General features: G+C 64.7%; 18 protein-coding genes and 2 pseudogenes. 19 read left to right on the top strand and 1 reads right to left on the bottom strand.

The window, feature by feature from the left end; genetic code table 11:
- Positions 1-394: 394 nt before the first annotated feature.
- The 15 genes and pseudogenes from lpqS (G6N26_RS26640) (at position 395) to G6N26_RS05590 (ending at position 16,271) form a co-directional block, all read left to right on the top strand.
- Positions 395-796: a putative copper homeostasis (lipo)protein LpqS gene (gene lpqS / locus G6N26_RS26640; RefSeq protein WP_085976445.1), complete on the top strand. Its 402-nt coding sequence runs from the start codon at positions 395-397 to the stop codon at positions 794-796.
- A gap of 581 nt (positions 797-1,377) precedes the next feature.
- Positions 1,378-1,998, top strand: coding sequence for a cation efflux transmembrane domain-containing protein (locus tag G6N26_RS05525; RefSeq protein ID WP_020822717.1), 621 nt, complete (start codon positions 1,378-1,380; stop codon positions 1,996-1,998).
- A gap of 104 nt (positions 1,999-2,102) precedes the next feature.
- Positions 2,103-3,065, top strand: a complete 963-nt coding sequence (locus G6N26_RS05530; protein ID WP_014711802.1) for a cation diffusion facilitator family transporter — start codon at positions 2,103-2,105, stop codon at positions 3,063-3,065.
- A gap of 50 nt (positions 3,066-3,115) precedes the next feature.
- A complete protein-coding gene (locus G6N26_RS05535) occupies positions 3,116-3,856 on the top strand; it encodes a DUF1275 family protein (protein ID WP_014711803.1) in 741 nt (246 codons plus the stop codon).
- 122 nt (positions 3,857-3,978) lie between these two features.
- A complete protein-coding gene (locus G6N26_RS05540; protein ID WP_014711804.1) occupies positions 3,979-4,314 on the top strand; it encodes a TFIIB-type zinc ribbon-containing protein in 336 nt (111 codons plus the stop codon).
- 433 nt (positions 4,315-4,747) lie between these two features.
- Positions 4,748-5,029, top strand: a complete 282-nt coding sequence (locus tag G6N26_RS05545) for a DUF1490 family protein (protein ID WP_008257367.1) — start codon at positions 4,748-4,750, stop codon at positions 5,027-5,029.
- Between the two features lie 8 nt (positions 5,030-5,037).
- Complete coding sequence (gene ctpC, locus G6N26_RS05550) at positions 5,038-7,320, top strand: manganese-exporting P-type ATPase CtpC (RefSeq protein WP_020822720.1); 2,283 nt, start codon at positions 5,038-5,040, stop codon at positions 7,318-7,320.
- 5 nt (positions 7,321-7,325) lie between these two features.
- Entirely contained in the window at positions 7,326-7,928 is a 603-nt protein-coding gene (locus G6N26_RS05555) for a methyltransferase family protein (RefSeq protein ID WP_033712914.1), read from the top strand.
- Between the two features lie 263 nt (positions 7,929-8,191).
- Complete coding sequence (gene cmtR, locus G6N26_RS05560) at positions 8,192-8,551, top strand: Cd(II)/Pb(II)-sensing metalloregulatory transcriptional regulator CmtR (protein ID WP_020822721.1); 360 nt, start codon at positions 8,192-8,194, stop codon at positions 8,549-8,551.
- A gap of 50 nt (positions 8,552-8,601) precedes the next feature.
- Positions 8,602-8,883 carry a DUF1490 family protein gene (locus G6N26_RS05565; RefSeq protein ID WP_014711808.1) on the top strand — a complete coding sequence of 94 codons (282 nt, stop codon included), beginning with the start codon at positions 8,602-8,604 and terminating at the stop codon, positions 8,881-8,883.
- Between the two features lie 86 nt (positions 8,884-8,969).
- Entirely contained in the window at positions 8,970-11,291 is a 2,322-nt protein-coding gene (locus G6N26_RS05570; protein WP_014711809.1) for a heavy metal translocating P-type ATPase, read from the top strand.
- Positions 11,292-11,555: 264 nt separating this feature from the next.
- Complete coding sequence (locus G6N26_RS05575; protein ID WP_014711810.1) at positions 11,556-12,848, top strand: magnesium transporter MgtE N-terminal domain-containing protein; 1,293 nt, start codon at positions 11,556-11,558, stop codon at positions 12,846-12,848.
- Entirely contained in the window at positions 12,845-14,524 is a 1,680-nt protein-coding gene (locus tag G6N26_RS05580; protein WP_020822723.1) for an Nramp family divalent metal transporter, read from the top strand. Before G6N26_RS05575 ends, G6N26_RS05580 begins: the two co-directional genes overlap by 4 nt.
- Before the next feature lie 260 nt (positions 14,525-14,784).
- A complete protein-coding gene (locus G6N26_RS05585) occupies positions 14,785-15,132 on the top strand; it encodes a DUF732 domain-containing protein (protein WP_081490110.1) in 348 nt (115 codons plus the stop codon).
- A 749-nt stretch (positions 15,133-15,881) separates the two neighbouring features.
- Positions 15,882-16,271 (top strand): annotated as a pseudogene (locus tag G6N26_RS05590) (four-helix bundle copper-binding protein).
- 67 nt (positions 16,272-16,338) lie between these two features.
- Here G6N26_RS05590 and G6N26_RS05595 read toward each other — a convergent pair.
- A complete protein-coding gene (locus tag G6N26_RS05595) occupies positions 16,339-17,859 on the bottom strand; it encodes a multicopper oxidase family protein (RefSeq protein WP_033712894.1) in 1,521 nt (506 codons plus the stop codon).
- Between the two features lie 150 nt (positions 17,860-18,009).
- Here G6N26_RS05595 and G6N26_RS05600 point away from each other — a divergent pair, with 150 nt between their 5' ends.
- The 4 genes and pseudogenes from G6N26_RS05600 to G6N26_RS05615 form a co-directional block, all read left to right on the top strand.
- Positions 18,010-18,666, top strand: coding sequence for a class I SAM-dependent methyltransferase (locus G6N26_RS05600; protein WP_014711813.1), 657 nt, complete (start codon positions 18,010-18,012; stop codon positions 18,664-18,666).
- Positions 18,667-19,031: 365 nt separating this feature from the next.
- On the top strand, positions 19,032-19,430 hold the full coding sequence (gene lpqS / locus G6N26_RS05605; protein WP_020822727.1) for a putative copper homeostasis (lipo)protein LpqS: 399 nt from the start codon (positions 19,032-19,034) through the stop codon (positions 19,428-19,430).
- 111 nt (positions 19,431-19,541) lie between these two features.
- A complete protein-coding gene (locus G6N26_RS05610) occupies positions 19,542-20,687 on the top strand; it encodes a PLP-dependent cysteine synthase family protein (protein WP_014711815.1) in 1,146 nt (381 codons plus the stop codon).
- Positions 20,684-21,928: pseudogene (locus G6N26_RS05615) on the top strand (MFS transporter); the annotation flags it as partial. The gene G6N26_RS05610 and the pseudogene G6N26_RS05615, both read left to right, overlap by 4 nt.
- Positions 21,929-21,977 lie beyond the last annotated feature (49 nt).

Raw genomic sequence — 21,977 nt, forward strand, 5'->3', positions numbered from 1 at the left:
CGTTCGCGCTACGAATGCGCGTTCACGTCAGCTATTGAGGTTGGCGGTCCGCGTTTCGGAGGCGCCTGGCGGCCCGGGAAGCGCCGGTGTGGTCAGTGGGCCTACCTGGACCAGGTAGGCGTCGAGATTCCAGATTTTTCTAGCATCTTGGGTGATTCAGCCACGCGTTGAGCGCCAAGCAAGCGATTCGGGCATTGTGCATCTCGGAGACACAAAACGGAGCTTGGCTGCCTCAGCGAACCTCCATTGTGCCGAAGGAGAACCAACACCGCCATTCAGGATTCAACAAGAAACGAGCGCCTCACACGCCGCAGTTTCGATCTGAAAGACACAGCAGCCCCCCAGGTTGCAATGTCGGAGGCACACGCCTAGCGCTGCTACATTTGGAAGCACTGTGCATAGCGACCTTCTCAAGCTTCCCCTGCTGCGATCGGCCATCGCCATCATCGCGGCACTCTGGTTGCTGGGTGGTGCCGCCGAGCACGCGTGGCACGCGGCCGCCACGGTTGATGCGGCTCAGCAGTCGGATAGCTCATCGAATGGTGCACCGGCGGTAAATGGCGATCACGCGCAGTGCGACAGCGGGCTGTCGCACTCCTGCCTCGTAGCGACGGCGGTGGCGGATGTCCCGCGCTGGGATGACGCGTTTCTGGTGTACGCCGGGGTCGCGGCGGTGGCCGTTGTCGGTTATTGCTTTGTGTGGGCGCGACAGGCCAGACGGGGTCCACCTCGAGGACCCGCTACACCCGTCGCCGGTCAAGACCTGCTAACACGATTTTGTCTCGCACGGCGCTGATAGGTCGGCGCCAGATCAGACGGCGTTGCACGGTCTACCGGTAATCCCCCTGCTCGATTGACGAGCATTCTTTCCCGCGGGATGGGTCGAAGACCTGTCGATATTTTCGATGAGTTGACCCGGCAGCCAAGCTGCGTCGCGTTATCTGGCGTCCTCACTCACCATGCGGCCCAGGGCCAGTCGGCCGCGTCTAAGAACAGTGAAGCGACGCCACCTGGAGTCGTTTCGTCAAATGCCTTTGTCGTTCGGGAGAATTTTGATGCGCCACCACACCATCGCGCCCGGTCTCCGGCCGCGGTTCGTGACACCGCCCGTCAGCGGACCGCTGAACCCGCAGAGCCAGTCATGGAAATAGTTGACTCAGTCGCCGCCCGCGGCGTACTAATGAGCGCCGCGCCAGTCGTCGCTAAAGGCACCGAGCCAATCGGACCAACAGCGTGTATTTCGCAGCGTTGTCACCGCGGGTCTAACGGCGCGCTCGGCTCACTCGTGGAGCGAGTCTCATGACGCAGTTTGGATCAGCCGCCACCCCGGGAAGCGACGACCTTAGCTGTTGCAGCACGACCCCTTCGAGAACAGCGATGACATTTCAACGCGATTCCCGATGGCACGCTGCCGCACGATGGGCGCGATGGCTGGCTTGGGTCAGCCTGATCTTTGTGGTCGCCGAAGGGGCGCTCGGCCTGTGGCAGGGCGTGGCTACAGGATCTGTCGCACTGACCGCATGGGCATTAGGAAGCGCACCCGAGGCGATGGCCAGCCTGGTCGTGATTTGGCGGTTCAGCGGCACGCGAACCTTGTCAGAGACGGCCGAGCTCCGTGCGCAACGTGGCGTAGCGGTGTCGTTTTGGCTCAGCGCCCCCTACATTGCCGCTGAATCCCTGCACCATCTACTCAAAGAGCACGTGTCACACACGTCGCTGGTCGGTGTTGTCTTGACGGCTGCCGCCTTGGTGCAGATGCCGATCCTGGGCCGCGCGCAACAGAAACTCGGCGCACGGCTGGGCTCGGGCGCCACAATCGGCAAGGGCATCCAAAACTATCTGTGCGCCGCACAGGCGGCCGCAGTCCTCCTCGGCTTGGCGGTCACCCTCGCATGGCGCAACGGATGGTGGTTAGACCCCGCCATCGGGTTGGGCATCGCCGCCGTCGCCGTCTGGCAGGGGCGGCGATCGTGGCGCGGCGAGGATTGCGGATGCTAGGGCCTGGGGCAGATGAACGGCACCGGAATACTCGACACCGCCATTGCATATATCGCGATATACGCATAGTTTGTCGACATGGATCGGGCGGTCGGGGGGCGTCGATGAACGAGAACCATAGCCACACCCACGGGCATACGTCGGCGGATTCTGACCGGCGATGGCTGGGCGGTGCGCTGGCAGTGATCGCCGGGTTCATGCTGGGCGAGGTGGTAGTGGGGATCATCGCGGGGTCATTGGCGTTGCTCTCTGATGCGGCCCATATGCTCACCGATGCGGCCTCGATTGCGTTGGCGTTGTGGGCGATTCGGCTGTCTGCGCGTCCGGCGTCGGGGCGGATGACCTACGGGTGGCGGCGCGTGGAGATTTTGTCCGCGCAGGCCAACGGCGTGACCTTGCTGGTGTTGGCGGCATGGCTGGCCTATGAGGCGATCAAAAGGCTGATCCACCCGCCGCAGGTGACGGGTGCACTGGTGCTAGTCACCGCGCTGGTCGGTGTGGTGGTGAACCTGGCGGCGACGTGGATGATCAGCCGGGCAAACCGGGCCAGCCTGAACGTTGAGGGCGCTTTTCAGCACATACTCAACGACTTGTTCGCCTTCATCGCCACCGCCGTGGCCGGGGTGGTGATCGTGGTCACCGGGTTCGGGCGTGCGGACGCGATCGCCACGCTGGTCGTGGTAGCGCTGATGCTGCGAGCCGGCATCGGATTGGTGCGGGCCGCTAGCCTCGTTTTTCTCGAGGCCGCGCCCCAAGGTATCGATCCGGACTCGATCGGGCAGGCCATGGCCGCTCACGATTCCGTCGTGGAAGTTCATGATTTGCACGTGTGGGAAATCACCTCAGGTGAACCGGCCCTGTCGGCGCACGTGATCGTCGCGCCGGGCCGCGACTGCCACGCCACCCGAAACGACTTGGCGCAGCTGCTGGCCCACGAGCATGGCATCTCCCACACCACGTTGCAGCTCGACCACGAAGCCTCCGAAATCGGCAGGCAGGGTGCAGCCGGCGAGCATGCGCACTGCGAGGGTCCACACGGCCCGACGCATCGTTTCACCGGCGCCTGACAGACCCACCACGGACCATAACCAGCCTCCGGTCTACGGAAGGAGAAACCATGCCGCACAAGCCAACCCGCGAAACACGCTCACTGCGGGTATTGGTGCTGGGCTACAGCGGGGTGCTAGCCGGGGTTGCTGGCTTCATCAATTCGGTGGCACTGCTGGTCTTGGCGTTTCCGGTGGGCAACCTGACCGCACTGAGCACCAAGCTGGGCATGGACTCAGCCAATCCGCTGCTGTACGAGAGCTGCATGATCGCGCTGATCGTAGGCGGATTTTTGGCCGGAGCCGCCGGGGCCGGCGCTGTACTGGCGCCGGTGCAAACCCACACCAGTGCGCGCCACGCCGCGGTCCTGCTCGCCGAGGCCGCGCTGCTGGTGGCCGCAGCCGGTATCGAGATTCCCGGTTTCAAGGCGCTGCTGGCGGCGGCCGCGTGCGGGCTGCAAAACGCGATGACCTCGAACGCTCCCGGAATGTCGATCCGCACCACGCACTTCACCGGCACCATCACCGACCTCGGATTGATACTGGGCCGCAGCCGCCGCCACGGGATGGACAAGTGGAAGGCCGCGGTGCTGACGACGACCGTGGTGCTATTCGTCGGCGGCGGCGCGACGGGCGCCCTCATTGGCGGCCGGTTCGGCCACAACGCACTGCTTCTTCCAGCTGCCGCCTGCCTGGCTGTCGCGGTGGCCAGCCTGCTGTATAGCCGGCGGCGCAGCACCCGATTGGCCCGCGCGATATCGGCCCCCGAGCGCTCGCATCGCTCCCTTGCTGATCAGGCGACGGCGGGGTAACCGCGGAGCCCAAGTCATGCGCATTCGTATATGCGCATGCGTTTATAGTTTGTTAGTCTGGGCGGGTAAGGCATCGCCGTTGCCTGATTAGGGAGGTCCAAATGGCAGACGAGCGCGGATCAATGGAGGCCAAAGAGTCAACGCTGCTGTGTCCGCGGTGTGTGTCGCAGATGCTGCCGGTGCAGCGCTTCGGGGTGACGATCGATCAGTGCACGGGTTGCGGCGGCGTCTTCCTGGACCGGGGCGAACTAGAGCAACTCTCCGAGGCCGAGGCCAAGTTCTACGCCGCCCAACAGCCACCCCAACCCGCGCCACCGCCGGGAGGGTATGCGCCTGCGCAGTACCCAGCGCAGCCCGTGTACGTCGAAAATCCCCGCCCTAGAGGATTTTTGGGTGGATTGTTCGGAGAGGGCTATTACGGTGGTCACCACGGAGGATATCGGGGCGGACACCACTGACGATTGCGCCGGCGGCATTGCCTTCAACTTCCGTGCATGCCCGACCCAGTGGCCTCCACATCCCACAGTCGCGCACTGTCAAGTTTATCCAGCCCAAATGTTGAGTCGCCGTCGGCGGCGGCCAGCGGCGATCGGACAGCCGGGCTCGCATCTGACCAACTTCACGGCGCATGGTGCCGTCGTGAGGCCCTCCCCCTTGATGGACCGGTTAGTACCGAGGCCCCCCCACGCTGACCACCCCGTCGGCACGACGCCTGGCAGTCGCAGCCGATGCAGGTGCTACGCGCGGGCTGGCGGCTGCGCTTTGCTTGCCGGCGCCCCCGGCCGGTTGGCCCAACCGAAATTCATAGTGATATTGCGATGTATCTATGTTACGGTCGAATGAGTAGTAGGTGAAATGCGCCCGACAGGGCCGAACACGAGGAGGAAGTTGATGTTTCCGCATGCGCTAGCGGCGAAGGCGGCCGCTACGGTGTTCACCGGATTGGTGGGCGTGAGTGCCTATGAGCTGTTGCGTAAGGCGGCTGGTGGGGCGCCGGTGCGTCGGGCGACGGTCGCGGCCGCGGAGTTGAGTTTGCGAGGGACGCGTCGTGCAGAAGTGGTAGCGGAGTCGGCTCGGCTGAAGGCGGCTGACGTGGTCGCCGAGGCGCGTGAACGCATCGGTGAAGAGGCTTCCCCGCCGGCTGCGGCCGCGGTCCACGACCACGACCACTGATCGCTGTTATGACTGTTGTCGAGGACACCGCCGTAGAAATTCTCTCCGATGCGGCGGGGCGGATGAGATTGCATGTTCCGTGGGTTCGTTCGGATTCCCGTCGTGCGGTGGCCGTCGAAGACAAGGTGGACAAGCAGACCGGGGTGCGCGCGGTGCACGCCTATCCCCACACCGGATCGGTCGTGGTGTGGTATTCACCCAAGCGTTGTGATCGCTCGGCGATCATGGCGGCCATTGCGGCGGCCAAAGACGTCGCTGCCGAGCTGATTCCCGCGCGTACGCCGCGCTCGGCTGATGTTCGCAACACCGAGGTGCTGCGCCTTGCGGTCGGCGGGGCGGCGCTGGTGTTGTTGGGTGTGCGCCGCTACGGTTTCCGCCGCCCGCCGCTGCTGGGGCCCAAGGGTCAGCTGGTGGCCACCGGCGCGACGGTGTTCATGGGCTATCCGTTCTTCCGCGGGGCGCTACGTTCGCTTCGTTCTGGCCGAGCGGGCACCGACACCCTGGTGACGGTGGCCACGGTGGCCAGCATGGTGTTGCGGGAGAACGTGGTCGCGCTGACCGTGTTGTGGCTGCTCAATATCGGCGAGTACCTGCAGGACCTGACGCTGCGCCGCACCCGGCGGGCCATCGCCGACCTGTTGCGCGGCACCGCGGACACCGCCTGGATCAGGGTTAATGATGGCAGCGAAGTCCAGGTGCCCATCGATACCTTGCAAATCGGTGACGAGGTCGTCATTCACGATCACGTGGCGATCCCGGTGGACGGCGAGGTGCTCGACGGCGAAGCGGTAGTCGACCAGTCGGCGATCACCGGCGAAACGTTGCCGGTCAGCATGGTCGTCGGCTCCCGCGTGCACGCCGGATCGGTGGTGGTACGCGGACGCCTCGTGGTGCGCGCGGCCGCGGTGGGCAGCGAAACCACGATCGGGCGCATCATTTCCCGCGTCGAGGAGGCCCAGCACGATCGGGCGCCGATTCAAACGGTCGGTGAGAACTTCTCGCGCCGATTTGTCCCGATCTCGTTCATCGTGTCCGCGGCAACCCTGCTGCTGACCGGCGACATCCGGCGCGCGATGACCATGCTGTTGATCGCGTGTCCATGCGCGGTGGGATTGTCGACCCCGACTGCGATCAGCGCAGCGATCGGCAACGGGGCGCGCCGCGGCATTCTGATCAAGGGCGGATCGCACCTCGAACAAGCCGGGCGGGTGAACGCCATCGTGTTCGACAAGACCGGGACGCTCACCGTTGGGCGCCCCGTCGTGACGAATGTCGTTGCCTTCCAGAAGGACTGGCAGCCCGAAGAGGTCTTGGCCTATGCGGCCAGCTCTGAGATCCATTCGCGTCATCCGCTGGCCGAAGCGGTGATCCGCTCGACCAACGAACGCCACATCACGATCCCGCCGCACGAACAGTGCGAAGTATTGGTCGGCCTGGGCATGCGCACCTGGGCTGATGGCCGCGTTTTGCTGTTGGGCAGCCCGTCGCTGCTGCGTGCCGAAAAGGTCCGCGTGTCCAAGAAGGCAACCGAGTGGGTTGACAAATTGCGGCGCCAGGCTGAGACCCCGCTGTTGCTGGCGGTGGACGGCACGCTGGTCGGGCTGATCAGCCTGCGCGACGAAATCCGCCCCGAGGCCGCCGATGTGCTGAACAAGTTGCGCAGCAAGGGCATTGGGCGCATCGTGATGCTGACTGGTGATCATCCGGATACCGCCGAGGTGGTGGCCGGCGAACTCGGTATCGACGAGTGGCGCGCCGAGGTGCTGCCCGAAGACAAGCTTCAGGCGGTGCGCCAACTGCAGGACGAGGGTTACGTCGTCGCGATGATCGGTGATGGCGTCAATGACGCGCCGGCACTGGCGACCGCCGATATCGGGATCGCCATGGGTCTGGCCGGCACCGACGTCGCAGTGGAAACCGCCGATATCGCACTGGCCAACGACAACCTGCAGCGCCTGCTCGATGTACCCGATCTGGGTGCGCGAGCCGTCGCGGTGATCCGGCAGAACTACGGCATGTCCATCGCCGTCAACTCCGTCGGTCTGCTCATGGGCGCCGGAGGGGCCCTGTCTCCGGTGCTGGCCGCGATCCTGCACAACGCATCCTCGGTCGCGGTGGTCACCAACAGCTCTCGACTGATCCGCTACCGCCTGATGAACGGTCAATCCCCGACCGCGAACGAACACTCGACGGGGGAGCCCGTCGGCACCGCTAGCGAGCAACCCGCGGCGTCGCCACCGTACAGCAAGCAATCGCGCAAGCTGTCGCCGGTTCGCACAGGACAGGACTGACCATGATGCCTGTGTCCGCGCTGACGCTCTACCTCGTCTTCGCCGCACTCGGGTTCGGCTGGCGCAGCTGGACCCAGCAGCGGCGCACCGGCTCGACCGGATTTCGCGGCGTCAGTGGACGTCCCGGCTCGCTGGAATGGTGGGCCGGCGTCGGATTCGTGGGCGCCATCCTCGCCGGTGTGGCTGCCCCGCTGCTGCAACTCGGTGAAATCCTCACTCCGATGCCGGTCCTGCACGCACCCGCTGTCCAAGCGTCCGGGGTGGTGGCGGCGATCGCAGGACTCGCCGCCACCCTCTGCGCCCAACACGGCATGGGTGAATCCTGGCGGATCGGGGTCGACCCCGACGAAACCACCACCTTGGTACGCACGGGTGTGTTCGGCTGGGTCCGCAATCCCATCTTCGCTGCCATGCTCGTCTTCGCCGCCGGCATCGCTTTGATGACGCCCAACCCGCTGGCCCTGGCCGCGTTCGTGGTCCTGCTGGCGGCCATCGAGGTTCAGGTCCGTGTCGTCGAAGAGCCGTATCTGGCCCGTATCCACGGCCGCGCCTACACCGATTACCGCGCCGCGGTTGGGCGGTTTGCGCCCGGCATCGGGCGCAACTAGACACCGCCCTGAAGACGGAGGCCCCATGACGTGGACCGATGCCCACACTGCCCGGTGGAATCGATACTGGGACAAGGTTTCCCGCAACCTACGACTGAGAAATAGGGTTCTTTGACCGCCACAACCCCGGCTGCGCATGCCCCGCCGCGGAATTCCCAAACCCGTCGACTGCATACCGACGCCACACATCACAGGTGCACCGCGATTCGGAACCATAGTTCAGCCGTTGCTGTTATATCAGCGACAACTGTACAGTTGCGGCCATGCTGACGTGTGAGGTGCGGGAATCGGCGTTGTCGCGACTGGGCCGGGCGCTGGCCGATCCGACGCGGTGCCGAATTCTTGTCGCGCTGCTGGATGGAGTTTGCTATCCCGGCCTGTTGGCTTCGCACCTGGGATTGACCCGATCCAATGTGTCCAACCATCTGTCGTGCTTACGGGGCTGCGGCCTGGTTATCGCAACGTATGAGGGCCGCCAGGTTCGTTATGCCCTGGCCGATAGTCACCTCGCGCGTGCCCTGAGCGAGTTGGTTCAGGTCGTTCTCGCGGTGGACACCGATCAGCCTTGCGGTGGTGAGCAAGCCACGTTCGAGGGAGTCCGCACCATGCCGGCTAGTCGATGAGCGGGCTCGCCGAATCGCGACGAGCAAGCAGAAGATGAGGAGGGTTAGCCGTGGTTGCACATGGACTACTGATCAGGGCGACCGGGACGGTATTTACCGGGCTCGTCGGGGTGAGTGCCTACGAAGTGTTGCGCAAGGCGGTGGGAAAAACTCCCGTCCACCGCGCAGCGGTGACCGCCACAGAATGGGGCCTGCGGGGAACCCGGCGCGCCGAGGTGGCGGCCGAAGCCGCACGGCTGAAAGTTGCCGACGTGGTCGCCGAAGCTCGCGATCGGATCGGTGACAACGCCTCCCTTCCGGTCGACCCCGTAGCCGACGACTGCTGTAGCTGACATCGCACGCTGGGCACTCCTCGGCGGATAGGAGAGCTTTACATCCGCGATGAGAAGGGCGCTCTGCTATACCGCTAGGAGGGCTGATGATGCCGACCACCGCTGCGCATCCCGATGCTGGCCTCAAGCTGAGCGTTGTGTCTGCGACGGCGCGACGAATGCGGGTGCACGCCAGCGGGTTTCGATTCGACACCGGCCGCGCGGTCGCGATTGAGGACGCCGTTGGTATGGTCACCGGCGTCGAAGCCGTGCGGGCCTATCCGCGCACCGCCTCAGTGGTGATCTGGTACGCGCCTGAGCGCTGCGACACCGCCGCCGTCCTGTCGGCGATCGCCGATGCTGAGCACATCCCGGTAGCGTCGGTACCACCGCGTACCCCGCACTCGGCGGACGGCCGCAAGCCCGGTGTGGTGCAACGAGTCATCGACTGGAGCACGCGGGTGCGGTCGGGCTCGTGCGATTTTGAGAAAGGTCGTCCTCCGCAGACGGTTAGCGATGGCTGTTGCGACCATGATGACAGCGAGGACGCGCCGGAGCGGCTCTGGCAGGTCGTCAAGCTGCGGCGCGCTGCGTTGTCCGGGGTGTTGCTGACGGGGTCGGTGATCACCGCATGGGTCACTCCACTGGGGCCGGTCGCTCTGGCATTCAAAGTCGTCGCCTTGGCGGTGGGGGCCTCGACGTTCGTGCCGTCGGCCATCAAGCGACTTACGCAGGGCCGCATCGGTGTCGGCACGTTGATGACCATCGCTGCGGCCGGCGCCGTGGGTCTCGGTCAGGTCGGCGAGGCTGCCATGCTGGCGTTCTTGTTCTCCATCAGTGAGGGCTTGGAGGAATTCGCGGTGTCGCGTACGCGCCGCGGCTTGCGCGCGTTGCTGTCGCTGGTGCCGGATCAGGCCACAGTGCTGCGCGCGGGCAGCGAAACCGTGGTGGCCGCAGCCGACCTTCAGGTCGGTGATCAAATGATCGTCAAACCAGCTGAACGTCTGGCCACTGACGGCATCATTCGTGACGGTCGCACTTCGTTGGACGTCTCCGCGATCACCGGTGAGTCGGTACCGGTCGAAGCCGGACCCGGCGACGACGTGTTCGCCGGGTCGATCAACGGTTCCGGCGCGCTGCTGGTGCAGGTCACCGCAACGGCAGAAGACAACTCGCTGGCGCGCATCGTGCACATCGTGGAAGCCGAGCAGGCGCGCAAGGGCGCCAGTCAGCGACTGGCCGACCGCGTCGCGCGACCGCTGGTGCCGGGCATCATGATCGCCGGGGCCGCGATCGCCGGGGTGGGCAGCATTTTCGGTAGCCCTGCCGTCTGGATCGAACGTGCTCTGGTGGTACTGGTTGCTGCCTCTCCATGCGCGTTGGCCATCGCGGTGCCCGTGTCGGTGGTGGCCTCCATCGGGGCGGCCGCCAAGTTCGGTGTACTCATCAAAGGTGGCGCCGCCCTGGAAGGCATGGGCACCCTCGGCGCAATTGCCCTGGACAAGACCGGCACCCTGACGGCCAATCGGCCTGCGGTCATCGAAGTCGTCACCACTGGGGGCGCCACTCGCGAGGAGGTGCTGGCTACGGCAGCCGCGCTGGAAGCCCGCAGCGAGCACCCACTGGCCGCGGCCATTCTTGCCACGACCCGAACGTCGGTCGCCGCGGCTAGCGACGTGCACGCCATCCCCGGTGCCGGATTGACCGGGCGGCTCGACGGCCATGATGTTCGACTGGGACGCCCTGGCTGGCTGGACCCAGCCGGCCTCGCCGAGGACGTCATGCGCATGCAACAAGCCGGAGCCACAACGGTTCTCGTCGAACGCGACGGGCGGCTACTCGGGGCCATCGCCGTACGCGACGAACTACGTCCGGAAGCCGCCGAGGTCGTCGCCGAACTGCGAGCCGGCAACTACCAGGTGGCAATGCTCACCGGCGACAACCGCGCCACCGCTTCAGCTTTGGCCGCCGAAGCCGGAATCGAGCACGTGTACGCCGAGCTGCGTCCCGAGGACAAGGCACACCTGGTCGCAGAGCTACGTGCCCAGCGGCGGACCGCGATGGTTGGCGACGGCGTCAACGATGCTCCGGCCCTGGCCGCCGCCGACCTGGGAATCGCTATGGGCGCCATGGGAACCGACGTCGCCATCGAAACCGCCGACGTCGCGCTGATGGGCCAGGACCTGCGCCATCTGCCCCAAGCGCTGAACCATGCCCGTCGTTCCCGGCAGATCATGTTGCAAAACGTCGGGCTATCACTGGCGATCATCACCGTGCTGATGCCGCTGTCGCTGTTCGGGACCATGGGTTTGGCTGCGGTGGTATTCGTGCATGAGCTCACCGAGGTCGTCGTCATCGCCAATGGCGTGCGCGCCGGACGCATCAAACCACTTGCTGGGCCAAAGCCATCGAGTCACGATTCAACGTAACGATGCAACGAATCTACGGCCCGTCCAGGATCGTCAAGTACCGCCGGGGCGGCGGTATCAGGACGCGATGTCGGCCCTGGTCGCCAATTGATTGCCCATGCTGTCGCGTCTCCCCCGCAGCGAATCGCCGAAGCGCGTGACTCGCGAGGGTTACCCGTTCGAGTGGGCTACGGCATCCTGAGCCCGACGAGCGCCCGGTAAGAAAGGTGAGCAGAAGTGAGTGGACCCGAAACGCCAGCTAAGCAGGCCGGGGCGCACCCGGTTATGCATCTCTCAGAGTTGCTGCACGCGCCGGTCCTGGCCCGGTCGGGCGAGGCTGTGGGCCGGGTGCAGGACGTGATTGTGCGGCTGCGCGGCGCCGACGAGCATCCGCTGGTGAGTGGGATCGTCGCTGTGGTGGGGAGGCGGCGGGTGTTCATCGGCAGCCCCTCCATTTCCCAGTACGCCCCAGACCGCGTGGTCTTGGCGACACACAAAATCGATCTGCGCGGTTTCGAACGCCGCGACGGCGAGGTGTTGCTGCGCACTGATGTGCTAGGACACCGGTTGATCGATGTGGCTGCCGTGGAGTTGGTACGCGCCTATGACGTGGAGCTCGAAGATACCGGGGGCGGGTGGGTGCTTGTCCGTCTGGATACTCGCCGCCCGGCGCGGTTCTTCGGACTAATCAAAAGCCGGGGTGGGCATGCGGCCCGAGATTGGAAGGCATTCGAACCCCTGATCGGCCACGCCCGCTCCGGTGCATCGCGACGTCAGTCAGGCCGGCTCAGCGGGTTCAAACCCGCGGACATCGCTGATCTTCTCGAAGACGCTGACAAAGCCGAGGGCGGCGAGATCCTCGACCGGGTCCGCAGCGACCCGGAATTGGAAGCCGACGTGTTCGAAGAACTTGACCCTGACAAGGCCAGCCGATTGCTCAATGACATGGCCGATGACGAGGTCGCCGCACTATTGGGCCGGATGCGCGCCGACGACGCCGCCGACGCGATCGCAGACCTGCGTCAATCGCGGCGCAGGCGCGTGCTGGAGCTGATGCCGGGCCCGCAGCGCACGAAGGTGATCACCCTGATGGGCTTTAACCCCGACAGTGCCGGCGGCCTGATGAATGTCGACTTCGTCTCCTGCGCCGCAAGCACCACCGCGGGCACGGCGCTGGCAGTGATCGCGGGCGCCACGACGATACAGCCCGAGGCATTGGTCAAGATGCATGTCCTTGATGAAGACAACCGCCTGGCTGGTGTCGTGTCGGTGATCGACCTGCTGCAAGCCGAACCCGGTCACACCGTTGAAGCACTGATGGATTGCGACCCAATCCGGGTCGGCGCCGAAGCCGATCTGACCGACGTCGCCCTATTGATGGCCGACTTCAACCTCTACTCCATCCCCGTCGTCGACGGCCAGGATCGCGTGCTCGGGGTTGTCACCGTCGATGACGTGCTAGAAGCTACGATCCCCGAGGATTGGCGTCGCCGCGAACCCGCCCCCCGCCCGGTCCGCGAAATCACCCCACCAGATGACGATCGCGATGCGCCTGCACCTAACAGTGAGGCGCGGTGACCTCCGGCGAAGAGAACGCGACCGGCCACGCAGCAGCGACTCACCGATCCGAGTCGCCACCACCGAAGCGCACCGCTGTGCTTGACTCGGCTCACCTCGGTGATATCGAGGGCGCCTTCGGGCGCATTAACGTCGAGGAGACCGACCATCCCCGCACGTTCAAGACGCGGCTGCTGACGCTGCTTGCCATTGTGGGTCCCGGAATCATTGTGATGGTCGGCGATAACGATGCCGGCGGGGTGGCCACCTACACCCAAGCTGGCCAAAATTATGGCTACTCCCTGCTGTGGGTGCTACTCCTGCTCATCCCGGTGCTCATTGTCAACCAAGAGATGGTGGTCCGGCTGGGCGCGGTTACCGGCGTCGGACACGCCCGCTTGATCAACGAACGCTTTGGTCGCGGCTGGGGCTGGTTCTCCGTCGGCGACCTGTTCCTGCTCAACTTCCTCACGATCGTCACCGAGTTCATCGGCATCACTTTGGCCGCCACCTACATCGGTATCTCCAAATATATTGTCGTTCCGGTTTCAGCGGTCGCGCTCATCGCGATCATGGCCAGCGGCAGCTTTCGCCGTTGGGAGCGGGCCATGTTTGTCTTCATTGCCATCACTTTGGCGCAGATCCCAATCCTGCTGATAGCGCACCCACAGTGGGCCCAGGCCGCCAAATCATTTGTGGTGCCGAACATCTCCGGCGGCGTGACCTCGGATGCGGTGCTTTTGATCATTGCCATCGTCGGCACCACCGTGGCGCCTTGGCAGCTGTTTTTTCAGCAGTCCAACGTCGTCGACAAGCGCATTACACCTCGATTTATGGGCTATGAGCGCGCCGACACCGTGTTGGGGGCGTTCATCGTGGTGATCGGCGCCACCGCGCTGGTCATGATCGGCGATTGGGCGGCGCGCTCCACTAACACCACAGGTGGTTTCACCGACGCCGGCGCCATCTCGCATCTACTGGGCCAACACAATTCGACGCTCGGCTGGTTGTTCGCGATCGTGCTGATGGACGCCTCGATCCTCGGCGCCGCCGCAGTGACCCTGGCCACCAGCTACGCCTTTGGCGACGTATTCGGCCTGAAACACTCGCTGCACCGGGGGTTTGCCGATGCCAAACCTTTCTACCTTTCCTACAGCGCAATGGTGGCGTTTGCGGCAGCGATCGTGCTGATCCCTGGCGCCCCCCTTGGATTGATCACCACCGCCGTGCAGGCCCTCGCTGGCTTGCTGTTGCCCAGCGCCAGCGTGTTCCTCCTGCTGCTGTGCAACGACCGGGAAGTATTGGGCCCCTGGGTGAACCGGCCCTGGCTCAACTGGGTTGCCGGGCTGATCGTCGGCGTCCTGCTGCTGCTGTCGGGAATCCTGATCGCGACTACCTTGTTCCCCGACCTCAACGTGATCGTTGTCGCCGGCTACCTGGCACTGACGTTGGTCATCCTCGCCGCAGCCACGGTACCGGCACTTCGTTGGATGGGTCGCCGCCAGCCCTCACCACCGGCGGCATCGAGCCCGGCGCGGCCTATTGACCGCAATAGCTGGCGAATGCCACCACTGACCTTGTTAGAGCCCGTGACCTGGTCGCCAGGGACCCGTCTAGGCATGATTGCGCTGCGCGGCTACCTCGTCGTCGGCGCCGTCCTGCTCATCGTCAAGGCTGTCCAGCTCAGCGGCCGATGAATTTGGGCCAACCCGAAAGGTCACTAAATGAGCACGCCACGCAACGGGCGATTCGCCGCGGAAGCCAACTACCTACCGCACTACAACGACATCCAGCAGATCACAGGAACTGCCATCCTCGCCACCATTGCGGTCGCCCTGGCAGTGGCATTCATCATCATCCAACGTCGACGACGCCGCGCGCGCACCAAACAAAGCCATGTCGGTGGCCCCCGACGCTCCCGCGTCTCAAGACCTTTTAACACCCGCGGGAGAGATTAATGGCCCAAACCAATGTGCCTCGGTGGAAATGGTTGACAACGAGCGTAATCCTGCTCTTTGCTGCTGCGCTGCAGTTCGCTCCACCTGTATCAGCGGATCAAACTGACGATGACTTCCTCGCCGCGCTCAAGAAACACGGGATCGTCTTTACCAACCGCGATGTCGCAATCGCGGCCGGTCATAAAGTGTGCACCGGACTCGATGCAGGCCAGACGCCGGCCAACCTGATTTTGTCGCTGGTAAAAGACACCGACCTCTCGGCACACGTGGCCGGCTATTTCTTCGGCACCGCAGTCAATGCCTACTGCCCGCAATACCGCCCGGATACCACTGTGCCGGGAGCATAGGCCAAGAAGACGGACAAATGGCGCACCACTAGCGGCCACGGGGCACTCAGCGGGCGGCGTAGCCCTTGCACTCGCACCCCACCGACGCAACGACACATCGTTCGTGAAATTCGACGGATAACGAAACGGCTCGTCGCCCATCCTCGAGTTCGAATCTGCTTCACCCCAACATACTCGTCGTGCTCGAGCAGGTTGAACGGTGGTTTGGGTTACTCACCAATTAGAAGCCTGCCGGGGCGCACGCCACTCAATCCAGGCCGTCGAGAATGACATCTCAGACAATCTTCGTCTAGCAAGGCTAGCGACCTCGGCATCACCCTAGCCATGTTGAAACTGATGGTCATAATGAGTATCTGGTAGGACGTGGGTGGTGACAGCGTTAGGGAAGTGCGGCCGTGCGGTCGAAACCCGTAAACCCAATACCATCGATTGCGCGGCGACCTTCGAGTGTTCTTGGACGCAACTGTGATGTCTCGCAATGTATTCCACAATCAAAGGTGACTTGTTTGGGCCCTCCGCAGCGGGTGAGCACCTTGTCTGCGGCTACCGCATTGCTCGACCCGATTCTGACCAGAGCCGTTATCGAACTTGTCCGGCCAGAAGGTGACTGTTCGCCTCAAAAACTGGGAACAGACGCGCGATCCGTTTAGCGTATGTCGGACCGAGTACGACTGCGCGGAGGCATTCCCGAAAATGATCAAAACCGTTGCCGTTGAACACCCGGAGAACACGTGACTACTACCAGCAGCATGCTGGAGAGCTATCCCCAAGACCTCGGCGGAGGGGATACGGCCAACGTGACAGCCTGTATCGAAGCCTGTATCGACTGCGCGCAAGCCTGTACAGCCTGTGCGGACGCTTGCCTCAGCGAAGCTGCGGTCGACGAGCTGAGGAAATGCATCCGCACGTGCCTCGACTGCTCGGATATCTGCGACGTCACCGGCCGTGTCCTCTCCCGACACACCGGCTACGATGCCAACCTGACCAGAACGGTGCTCGAAACATGCGCCATCACCTGCAAAAGCTGCGCAGACGAGTGTTAGGGGCACGCCACCCATCACGAGCACTGCCGGCTGTGCGGGGAAGTTTGCCGCCGCTGCGAACGGGCATGCCGCGAGCTCATCGGCTCGCTCGGCTAAGTGCTCGCTCGGCACCTACCAGCATGGCGCCGCCACCGCCGCGCTCCTGCGCGCACGCCGTGATGGCTCAGCTGGTGTACTCGAGGCGAGTCATCATGCCGGCCTCTTGGTGATAGGTGTTGTGGCAGTGGAACATCCAGACGCCCGGGTTGTCAGCGACGAGGACGGCGCTCAATTTCTGTTTGGGCAGTACGTTGACAGTGTCTTTGCGCGGGCCGGGCGTGCCGTCGGGCTTGATCACCTGGAAAGTGTGTCCGTGCAGGTGCATCGGGTGGTACATCATGGTGGTGTTGTCGAATGCCAGCGTGGCGCGTTGGCCCTGGCGTACCTGTAGCGGCTTGGTCTTGCTGTAGGGCTCGCCGTTGATCAGCCAATCGTACTTCGTCATGTCGCCGCTGAGGACCACAGGGAGATTCGCATCGGATTTGGCTCCCAAGTCGACTTCCGGTGCGGCGGAGAACATTTCGACGGTGCCGACTCGCTTGTTGAGTTCGGGCGGCTGGAAACCCGGATCAGGGGCGCTGCCGGCGCCGGTGGAGAGCAGGGCCCGCGCCAGCGCATTTTTGCCTTCGGCAAGAGCGACCAGCGGGAAAACGCCGTCGGCGGCGGTGACGACGACGTCGTAGCGTTCGGCCATGCCGACCAGCACGGCGTCGACCTCGGTGGGCACTACAGGATAGCCGTCGGTGTGGGTGACGGTCATCGAGTGCCCGGCTAGCGCTACGCGGAACGCGGTGTCGGAGCCGGAATTGATGATCCGGATCCGGATGCGCTCTCCGGGCTTGGCGCTGAATGTGGTGGGAGCGGCGGGAATGCGGCCGTTGATGAGGTAGTGCGGGTAGGCAATATCGCCTGGGTCGCCGCCAAGCAGACTGCTGGTCCCGACACCGTCCATCTCCATGGGAGGCATGTTTCCCATGCCCGGCATGCTGCCCATGCTGGGCCTGCGCTGATTGGTCAAATCGTCGTAGAGCTGCCTGGGGGTCTTGCCGACGCCGTCGGTCCAGTCGTCGAGTACGACGATCCATTCGGCGTCATAGCGGCCCGACTCTCGGGGGTCATCGATGATCACGGGCAGATACAGGCCGTAGTCGGCGTCCAGGCCGACGTGCGGATGCGCCCAATAGGTGCCCGGGTGAGGTACCGAAAATCGGTAGGTGAAGTCGCGGCCGGCGTCGATGTTCGGGGTGGCGGGTGCGACGCCGTCCATGTCGTTGCGCAGCGCGATGCCGTGCCAATGCACCGAGGTGGCCGAATCGAGCCGGTTGGTGACCGTGACCGCGAGTTCGTCACCGACATTGGCGCGGATCAGGGGCCCCGGGATGGCGTTACCGTAGGCCATCGTGCGCACAGTGATGCCACCGAGGTCGATTGTCGTCGGTTGAGGCGTCAGTGCCGCCGTTACGGTACGCCCGGTGTGGGGCCGCGCCGCCTCGGCAGCAGCGATGGCGGCCGCCATCGCCGTGTTTCCGGTACGTGTTTGCTCGCCGGATCGGCCGCATGCGGCCAGGGCGAACCCGCCGGCGACGGTGGCAGCCACAAAACTCCGCCTGCTAAGTCGCGCCCTGTCAGAAGTCGATTCGCGCATGCCTGCACCTGTCTTTCGTTGCGCCGTTCGGTGTTTCGTTCGATCCCGGAGAGCCGCGTCCCGCTCCGTCGAGCTTGAATATACCGCATGGGGGTATTGCTGTACCGTTGGGTTGGCCGCACTGAAAGCATATCCGGGAAGGATTTTTAGATGGGACTGGCGCAGAGGCTGTTCGCTGATCATCGCCACGGTGACGGCACCGGGTGGGTGCTCAACTATCCCCGTACCTATGAATGGGCCACCAATGCGTGGTCTCTGGGGCTACGTGCGCGCATGTGGGACCGGCTGGTCGGGCTATCCGGCGCCGAGCCCGGCGATAGGGTGCTCGACGTCGGCTGCGGGACCGGATACTTCACTCGGCGAATCGCACGGGCGGTGCACCCTGGTGGCAGGGTTGTCGGGATCGATCCCTCACAATCGATGGTCGACTACGCCGCGCGGCGTGCGCCGGCGAACGCGGCCTTTCAGGTTGCCTCCGCCGAAGAGCTGCCCTTCTCCGACCAATCGTTCGATGTGGTGGTATCTAGCTTGGCGTTTCACCACTTTCCAGTCGACCGACGCGCCGACGCAGTGCGGCAAATGTACCGAGTTCTGCGACCGGGCGGACGGCTATGCATCGCCGATCTTCGCCCCTCGGGCGGTGGCGCCTTGCACCGGATTGCTGCTGTTTTCAACGCCCATGCCAGGGAGCAGAACCGGCTACACCAGCTCGATGAGCTGATTACCGATGCGGGGTTCTCCATCGTCGGCACCGGTGACCGGTTGTTGCTGCACTACATCACGGCGCAACGGCCGCTGGGTCGATGAATCCGGTGGTGGGCGCGGCGGAGCACTGGTTGTAATCGACATGCCGGGCCGAAGGTGACGGTAGATCTCAGGCATAACTATGCCGGCCGTCGTACAGCCCGTGAAGCGTCGTCAGCATCTGGTCAGGCGCAACCTAGGACTGCTCAACCGCCAAAGGCCCCGGTTTACATATACGGGTATGGGGTATATTCTGCTTCTATGTCCACCGGACGCGCAGTGAACTGCTCATCGGCGACGCACGCGATGAGTTGCGAATCCGCGCATCGGAAACACCCCGGCTTATTCCCGGTTTTCTCCCATACTGGCAGGGCTGGCGTGTCGTGATATTCGGTGGTGCTAGCAGGTTGCCTCGGCTCCGGTATGTAGTGGCCGTGGGGGCTGCGGCGTGGTTGGCGGCGTGGGTTCTCATCGGTGCCCACAGCGTGATGGGGCATTCGCAGTCTTCGGTGTCGCAGTCTTCGATGTCGCAGCCGGCGCATGCGTTGGTGGCTTCGCTGGGTGGTGAGTTCACCGTTGATGTCGATCATCCGCATGTGGGCAAGGGTTCCTCGGGCGACCATCACGAGCAGTTCACCACGGCGGTGCTGCCGCGCTCAGGCGCGGTGGTGGCTGCGTTAATCGCGTTGAGTGCGGTGGCCGCCGTGGCGCTGACCGGTGGGCTGGCCCGGTTTGGGGTGCCCGCCGGGCGCGGCCCCCCGCGCGCCCCGGCTCTTTCTGTTACCGGTCAAGACGTCTTGACCCGGTTCTGCTTGTCTCGTCGCTGACTGGTCAGCGCCAGGTCGTTTGCAGCACGTGTGTGCTCGGCGGCTGGTGATCGCTGACCCCTGTCAAGTGCCGCACTGATTCGCGGCGTTCGCAAGAAAGCGACGATTCTCATGACCGATGTTTTGTCTTTCGATAACTATGTTCACCCGATCCCGGCGCTCAAAGTTGTTCAGCCACGTGAGTGCGCCCAGCCCGGCACCGACGCCTATCGGCGTCCCGGTGCGATGGTGGGCCATACCCCGGTGCTGCGCATTGAGGCGCCGTTCGCCCCGCCCGGACGCGGGTTTTGGGCCAAGCTGGAAGGGTTCAATCCCGGCGGCAGCATGAAAGACCGCCCGGCCCTGCACATGGTCGAAGCCGCCCGGGCCCGCGGCGAATTAGCTCCCGGGGCGCGCATCGTGGAATCCACCAGCGGTAGCCTGGGGTTGGGGCTGGCGTTGGCCGGCCAAGCCTACGGGCATCCGGTCACCGTGGTCACCGACACCGGCATGGAGCCGATCGTGCGTCACATGCTGGCCGCCTACGGCGCCCAGGTCGAGCTGGTCACCGAGCCGCACCCGGTGGGGGGCTGGCAACAGGCCCGTAAAGACCGGGTCGCCCAGCTGCTGGCCGCCGAGCCGGGGGCCTGGTGCCCCGACCAGTACAGCAACCCCGACAACATCACCGGCTACCGGTCGTTGGCGTTGGAGCTGCTCGATCAGCTTGGCGGGGTCGATGTGCTGGTCTGCTCGGTGGGCACCGGCGGACACTCCGCCGGCGTGGCGCGGGTGCTGCGCCAGTTCAACCCCGACATGAAACTGATCGGGGTCGACACCATCGGCTCGACCATTTTCGGTCAGCCGGTAGCCAGCCGGTTGATGCGCGGGCTGGGCTCGAGCATCTATCCGCGCAACATCGACTACGCCGCCTTTGACGAGGTGCACTGGGTGGCCCCGCAGGAGTCGGTGTGGGCGTGCCGCACTTTGGCGGCCAGCAACTTCGCCAGCGGCGGCTGGAGCGTGGGGGCCGTGGCGCTGGTCGCGGGCTGGGCCGCGCGCACCTTCCCGCAGGACACCCGCATCGCCGCGGTGTTTCCTGACGGGCCGCAACGCTACTTCGACACCATCTACAACGACGACTACTGCCACCAGCACCAGCTGTTGGACTGGCAACCCGTCGCCGAGCCCACCGTCATCACCGACCCCACCCAGCAGGTGGTGACCTCCTGGACTCGCACCAGCACCGTCGTCAGTCCCGCACTGATCGCAGCCGCATGAGGGATTTCCTCACCCGGTTTCGAGGCTTCGACCGGCCCAGCCAGGTCCTGATGCTCAACCAGTTCGGCATCAACATGGGTTTCTACATGCTGATGCCGTATCTGGCCGGGTACCTGGCCGGCCCGCTCGGGCTGGCGGCCTGGGCCGTCGGGCTGGTGCTAGGCGTGCGCAACTTCTCCCAGCAGGGCATGTTCATCGTGGGCGGCACCCTGGCCGACCGGCTGGGCTACAAGCCGTTGATCGTGGCCGGATGCGTGCTGCGCACCGGCGGATTCGCGCTGCTGGTGGTGGCTCACTCGTTGCCGGCTGTGCTGATCGCCGCGGCGGCCACCGGGTTCGCCGGCGCGTTGTTCAACCCGGCGGTACGCGCCTATCTGGCCGCTGACGCCGGAGATCGCCGGGTGGAGGCCTTCGCCATGTTCAACCTCTTCTATCAGGCCGGAATCCTGTTGGGTCCGCTGGTCGGACTGGTCCTGGTGGCCGTTGATTTTCAGGTCACGGCGGCGGCAGCGGCGGCCGTGTTCGCAGTGCTGACCGTGGCGCAGCTGTTGACGTTGCCGCAACGCGGTGTCGATTCGGCGCCGCAGCAGAAGTCATTCCTGCAGGACTGGCGGGTTGTCGCCGGCAATCGGCCGTTCCTGCTCTTCGCGGCGGCGATGATCGGCTCCTACGTATTGACCTTCCAGGTGTACCTGGCGCTGCCGCTGCAGGCGTCGATGCTGGCGCCGCGCTCTGAAACGGCTTTGGTTGCAGTACTTTTCGTTGTCTCGGGCCTGGTTGCAGTGATCGGACAGCTGCGCATCACCCGTTGGTTCACCAAACGCTGGGGACCCGGACGTAGCCTGGCGATCGGTGTGGCCATCCTGGCGGCCTCGTTTGTGCCGCTGACTGTCGTCCCCGACGGCCATCGGTTCGGGACACCGGCGGCGGTGGGGGCCCTGCTGGTGTCGGCGGCGCTGCTGGCCGTCGGTTCGGCCGCGGTCTTCCCGTTCGAGATGGACACCGTCGTCTCGCTGGCCGGAGGCCGGCTCGTGGCCACCCATTACGGGTTCTACAACACCATCGTCGGAGCCGGAATCCTCGTCGGCAACTTGGCTACCGGATCGATATTCGGTGCGGCCCAACGGCTGAGCGCCGGCGCACTGGTGTGGGGCGGGCTGGTTCTCATCGGCATCATCGCCGCAGTTGCCCTCTACCGTCTCGAACCCGCACGCGACCTGCAACCGGCTCATTCCGAGCTTGGCGGCGTCCAAGCGGCGGTACCGACGATAACCGGCCGGGGCCGACGCC

The sequence above is a fragment of the Mycobacterium marseillense genome (assembly GCF_010731675.1).
In the GTDB taxonomy this organism is placed as follows: Bacteria; Actinomycetota; Actinomycetes; order Mycobacteriales; family Mycobacteriaceae; genus Mycobacterium; species Mycobacterium marseillense.

Excerpts from the sequence above, each read along its gene's own strand:
- G6N26_RS05525 (WP_020822717.1), top strand. The coding sequence starts at position 1,378 with ATGACATTTCAACGCGATTCCCGATGGCACGCTGCCGCACGATGGGCG.
- G6N26_RS05530 (WP_014711802.1), top strand. The coding sequence starts at position 2,103 with ATGAACGAGAACCATAGCCACACCCACGGGCATACGTCGGCGGATTCT.
- G6N26_RS05535 (WP_014711803.1), top strand. The coding sequence starts at position 3,116 with ATGCCGCACAAGCCAACCCGCGAAACACGCTCACTGCGGGTATTGGTG.
- G6N26_RS05540 (WP_014711804.1), top strand. The coding sequence starts at position 3,979 with ATGGAGGCCAAAGAGTCAACGCTGCTGTGTCCGCGGTGTGTGTCGCAG.
- G6N26_RS05545 (WP_008257367.1), top strand. The coding sequence starts at position 4,748 with ATGTTTCCGCATGCGCTAGCGGCGAAGGCGGCCGCTACGGTGTTCACC.
- ctpC (WP_020822720.1), top strand. The coding sequence starts at position 5,038 with ATGACTGTTGTCGAGGACACCGCCGTAGAAATTCTCTCCGATGCGGCG.
- G6N26_RS05555 (WP_033712914.1), top strand. The coding sequence starts at position 7,326 with ATGCCTGTGTCCGCGCTGACGCTCTACCTCGTCTTCGCCGCACTCGGG.
- cmtR (WP_020822721.1), top strand. The coding sequence starts at position 8,192 with ATGCTGACGTGTGAGGTGCGGGAATCGGCGTTGTCGCGACTGGGCCGG.
- G6N26_RS05570 (WP_014711809.1), top strand. The coding sequence starts at position 8,970 with ATGATGCCGACCACCGCTGCGCATCCCGATGCTGGCCTCAAGCTGAGC.
- G6N26_RS05575 (WP_014711810.1), top strand. The coding sequence starts at position 11,556 with ATGCATCTCTCAGAGTTGCTGCACGCGCCGGTCCTGGCCCGGTCGGGC.
- G6N26_RS05585 (WP_081490110.1), top strand. The coding sequence starts at position 14,785 with ATGGCCCAAACCAATGTGCCTCGGTGGAAATGGTTGACAACGAGCGTA.
- G6N26_RS05595 (WP_033712894.1), bottom strand. The coding sequence starts at position 17,859 with ATGCGCGAATCGACTTCTGACAGGGCGCGACTTAGCAGGCGGAGTTTT.
- G6N26_RS05600 (WP_014711813.1), top strand. The coding sequence starts at position 18,010 with ATGGGACTGGCGCAGAGGCTGTTCGCTGATCATCGCCACGGTGACGGC.
- G6N26_RS05610 (WP_014711815.1), top strand. The coding sequence starts at position 19,542 with ATGACCGATGTTTTGTCTTTCGATAACTATGTTCACCCGATCCCGGCG.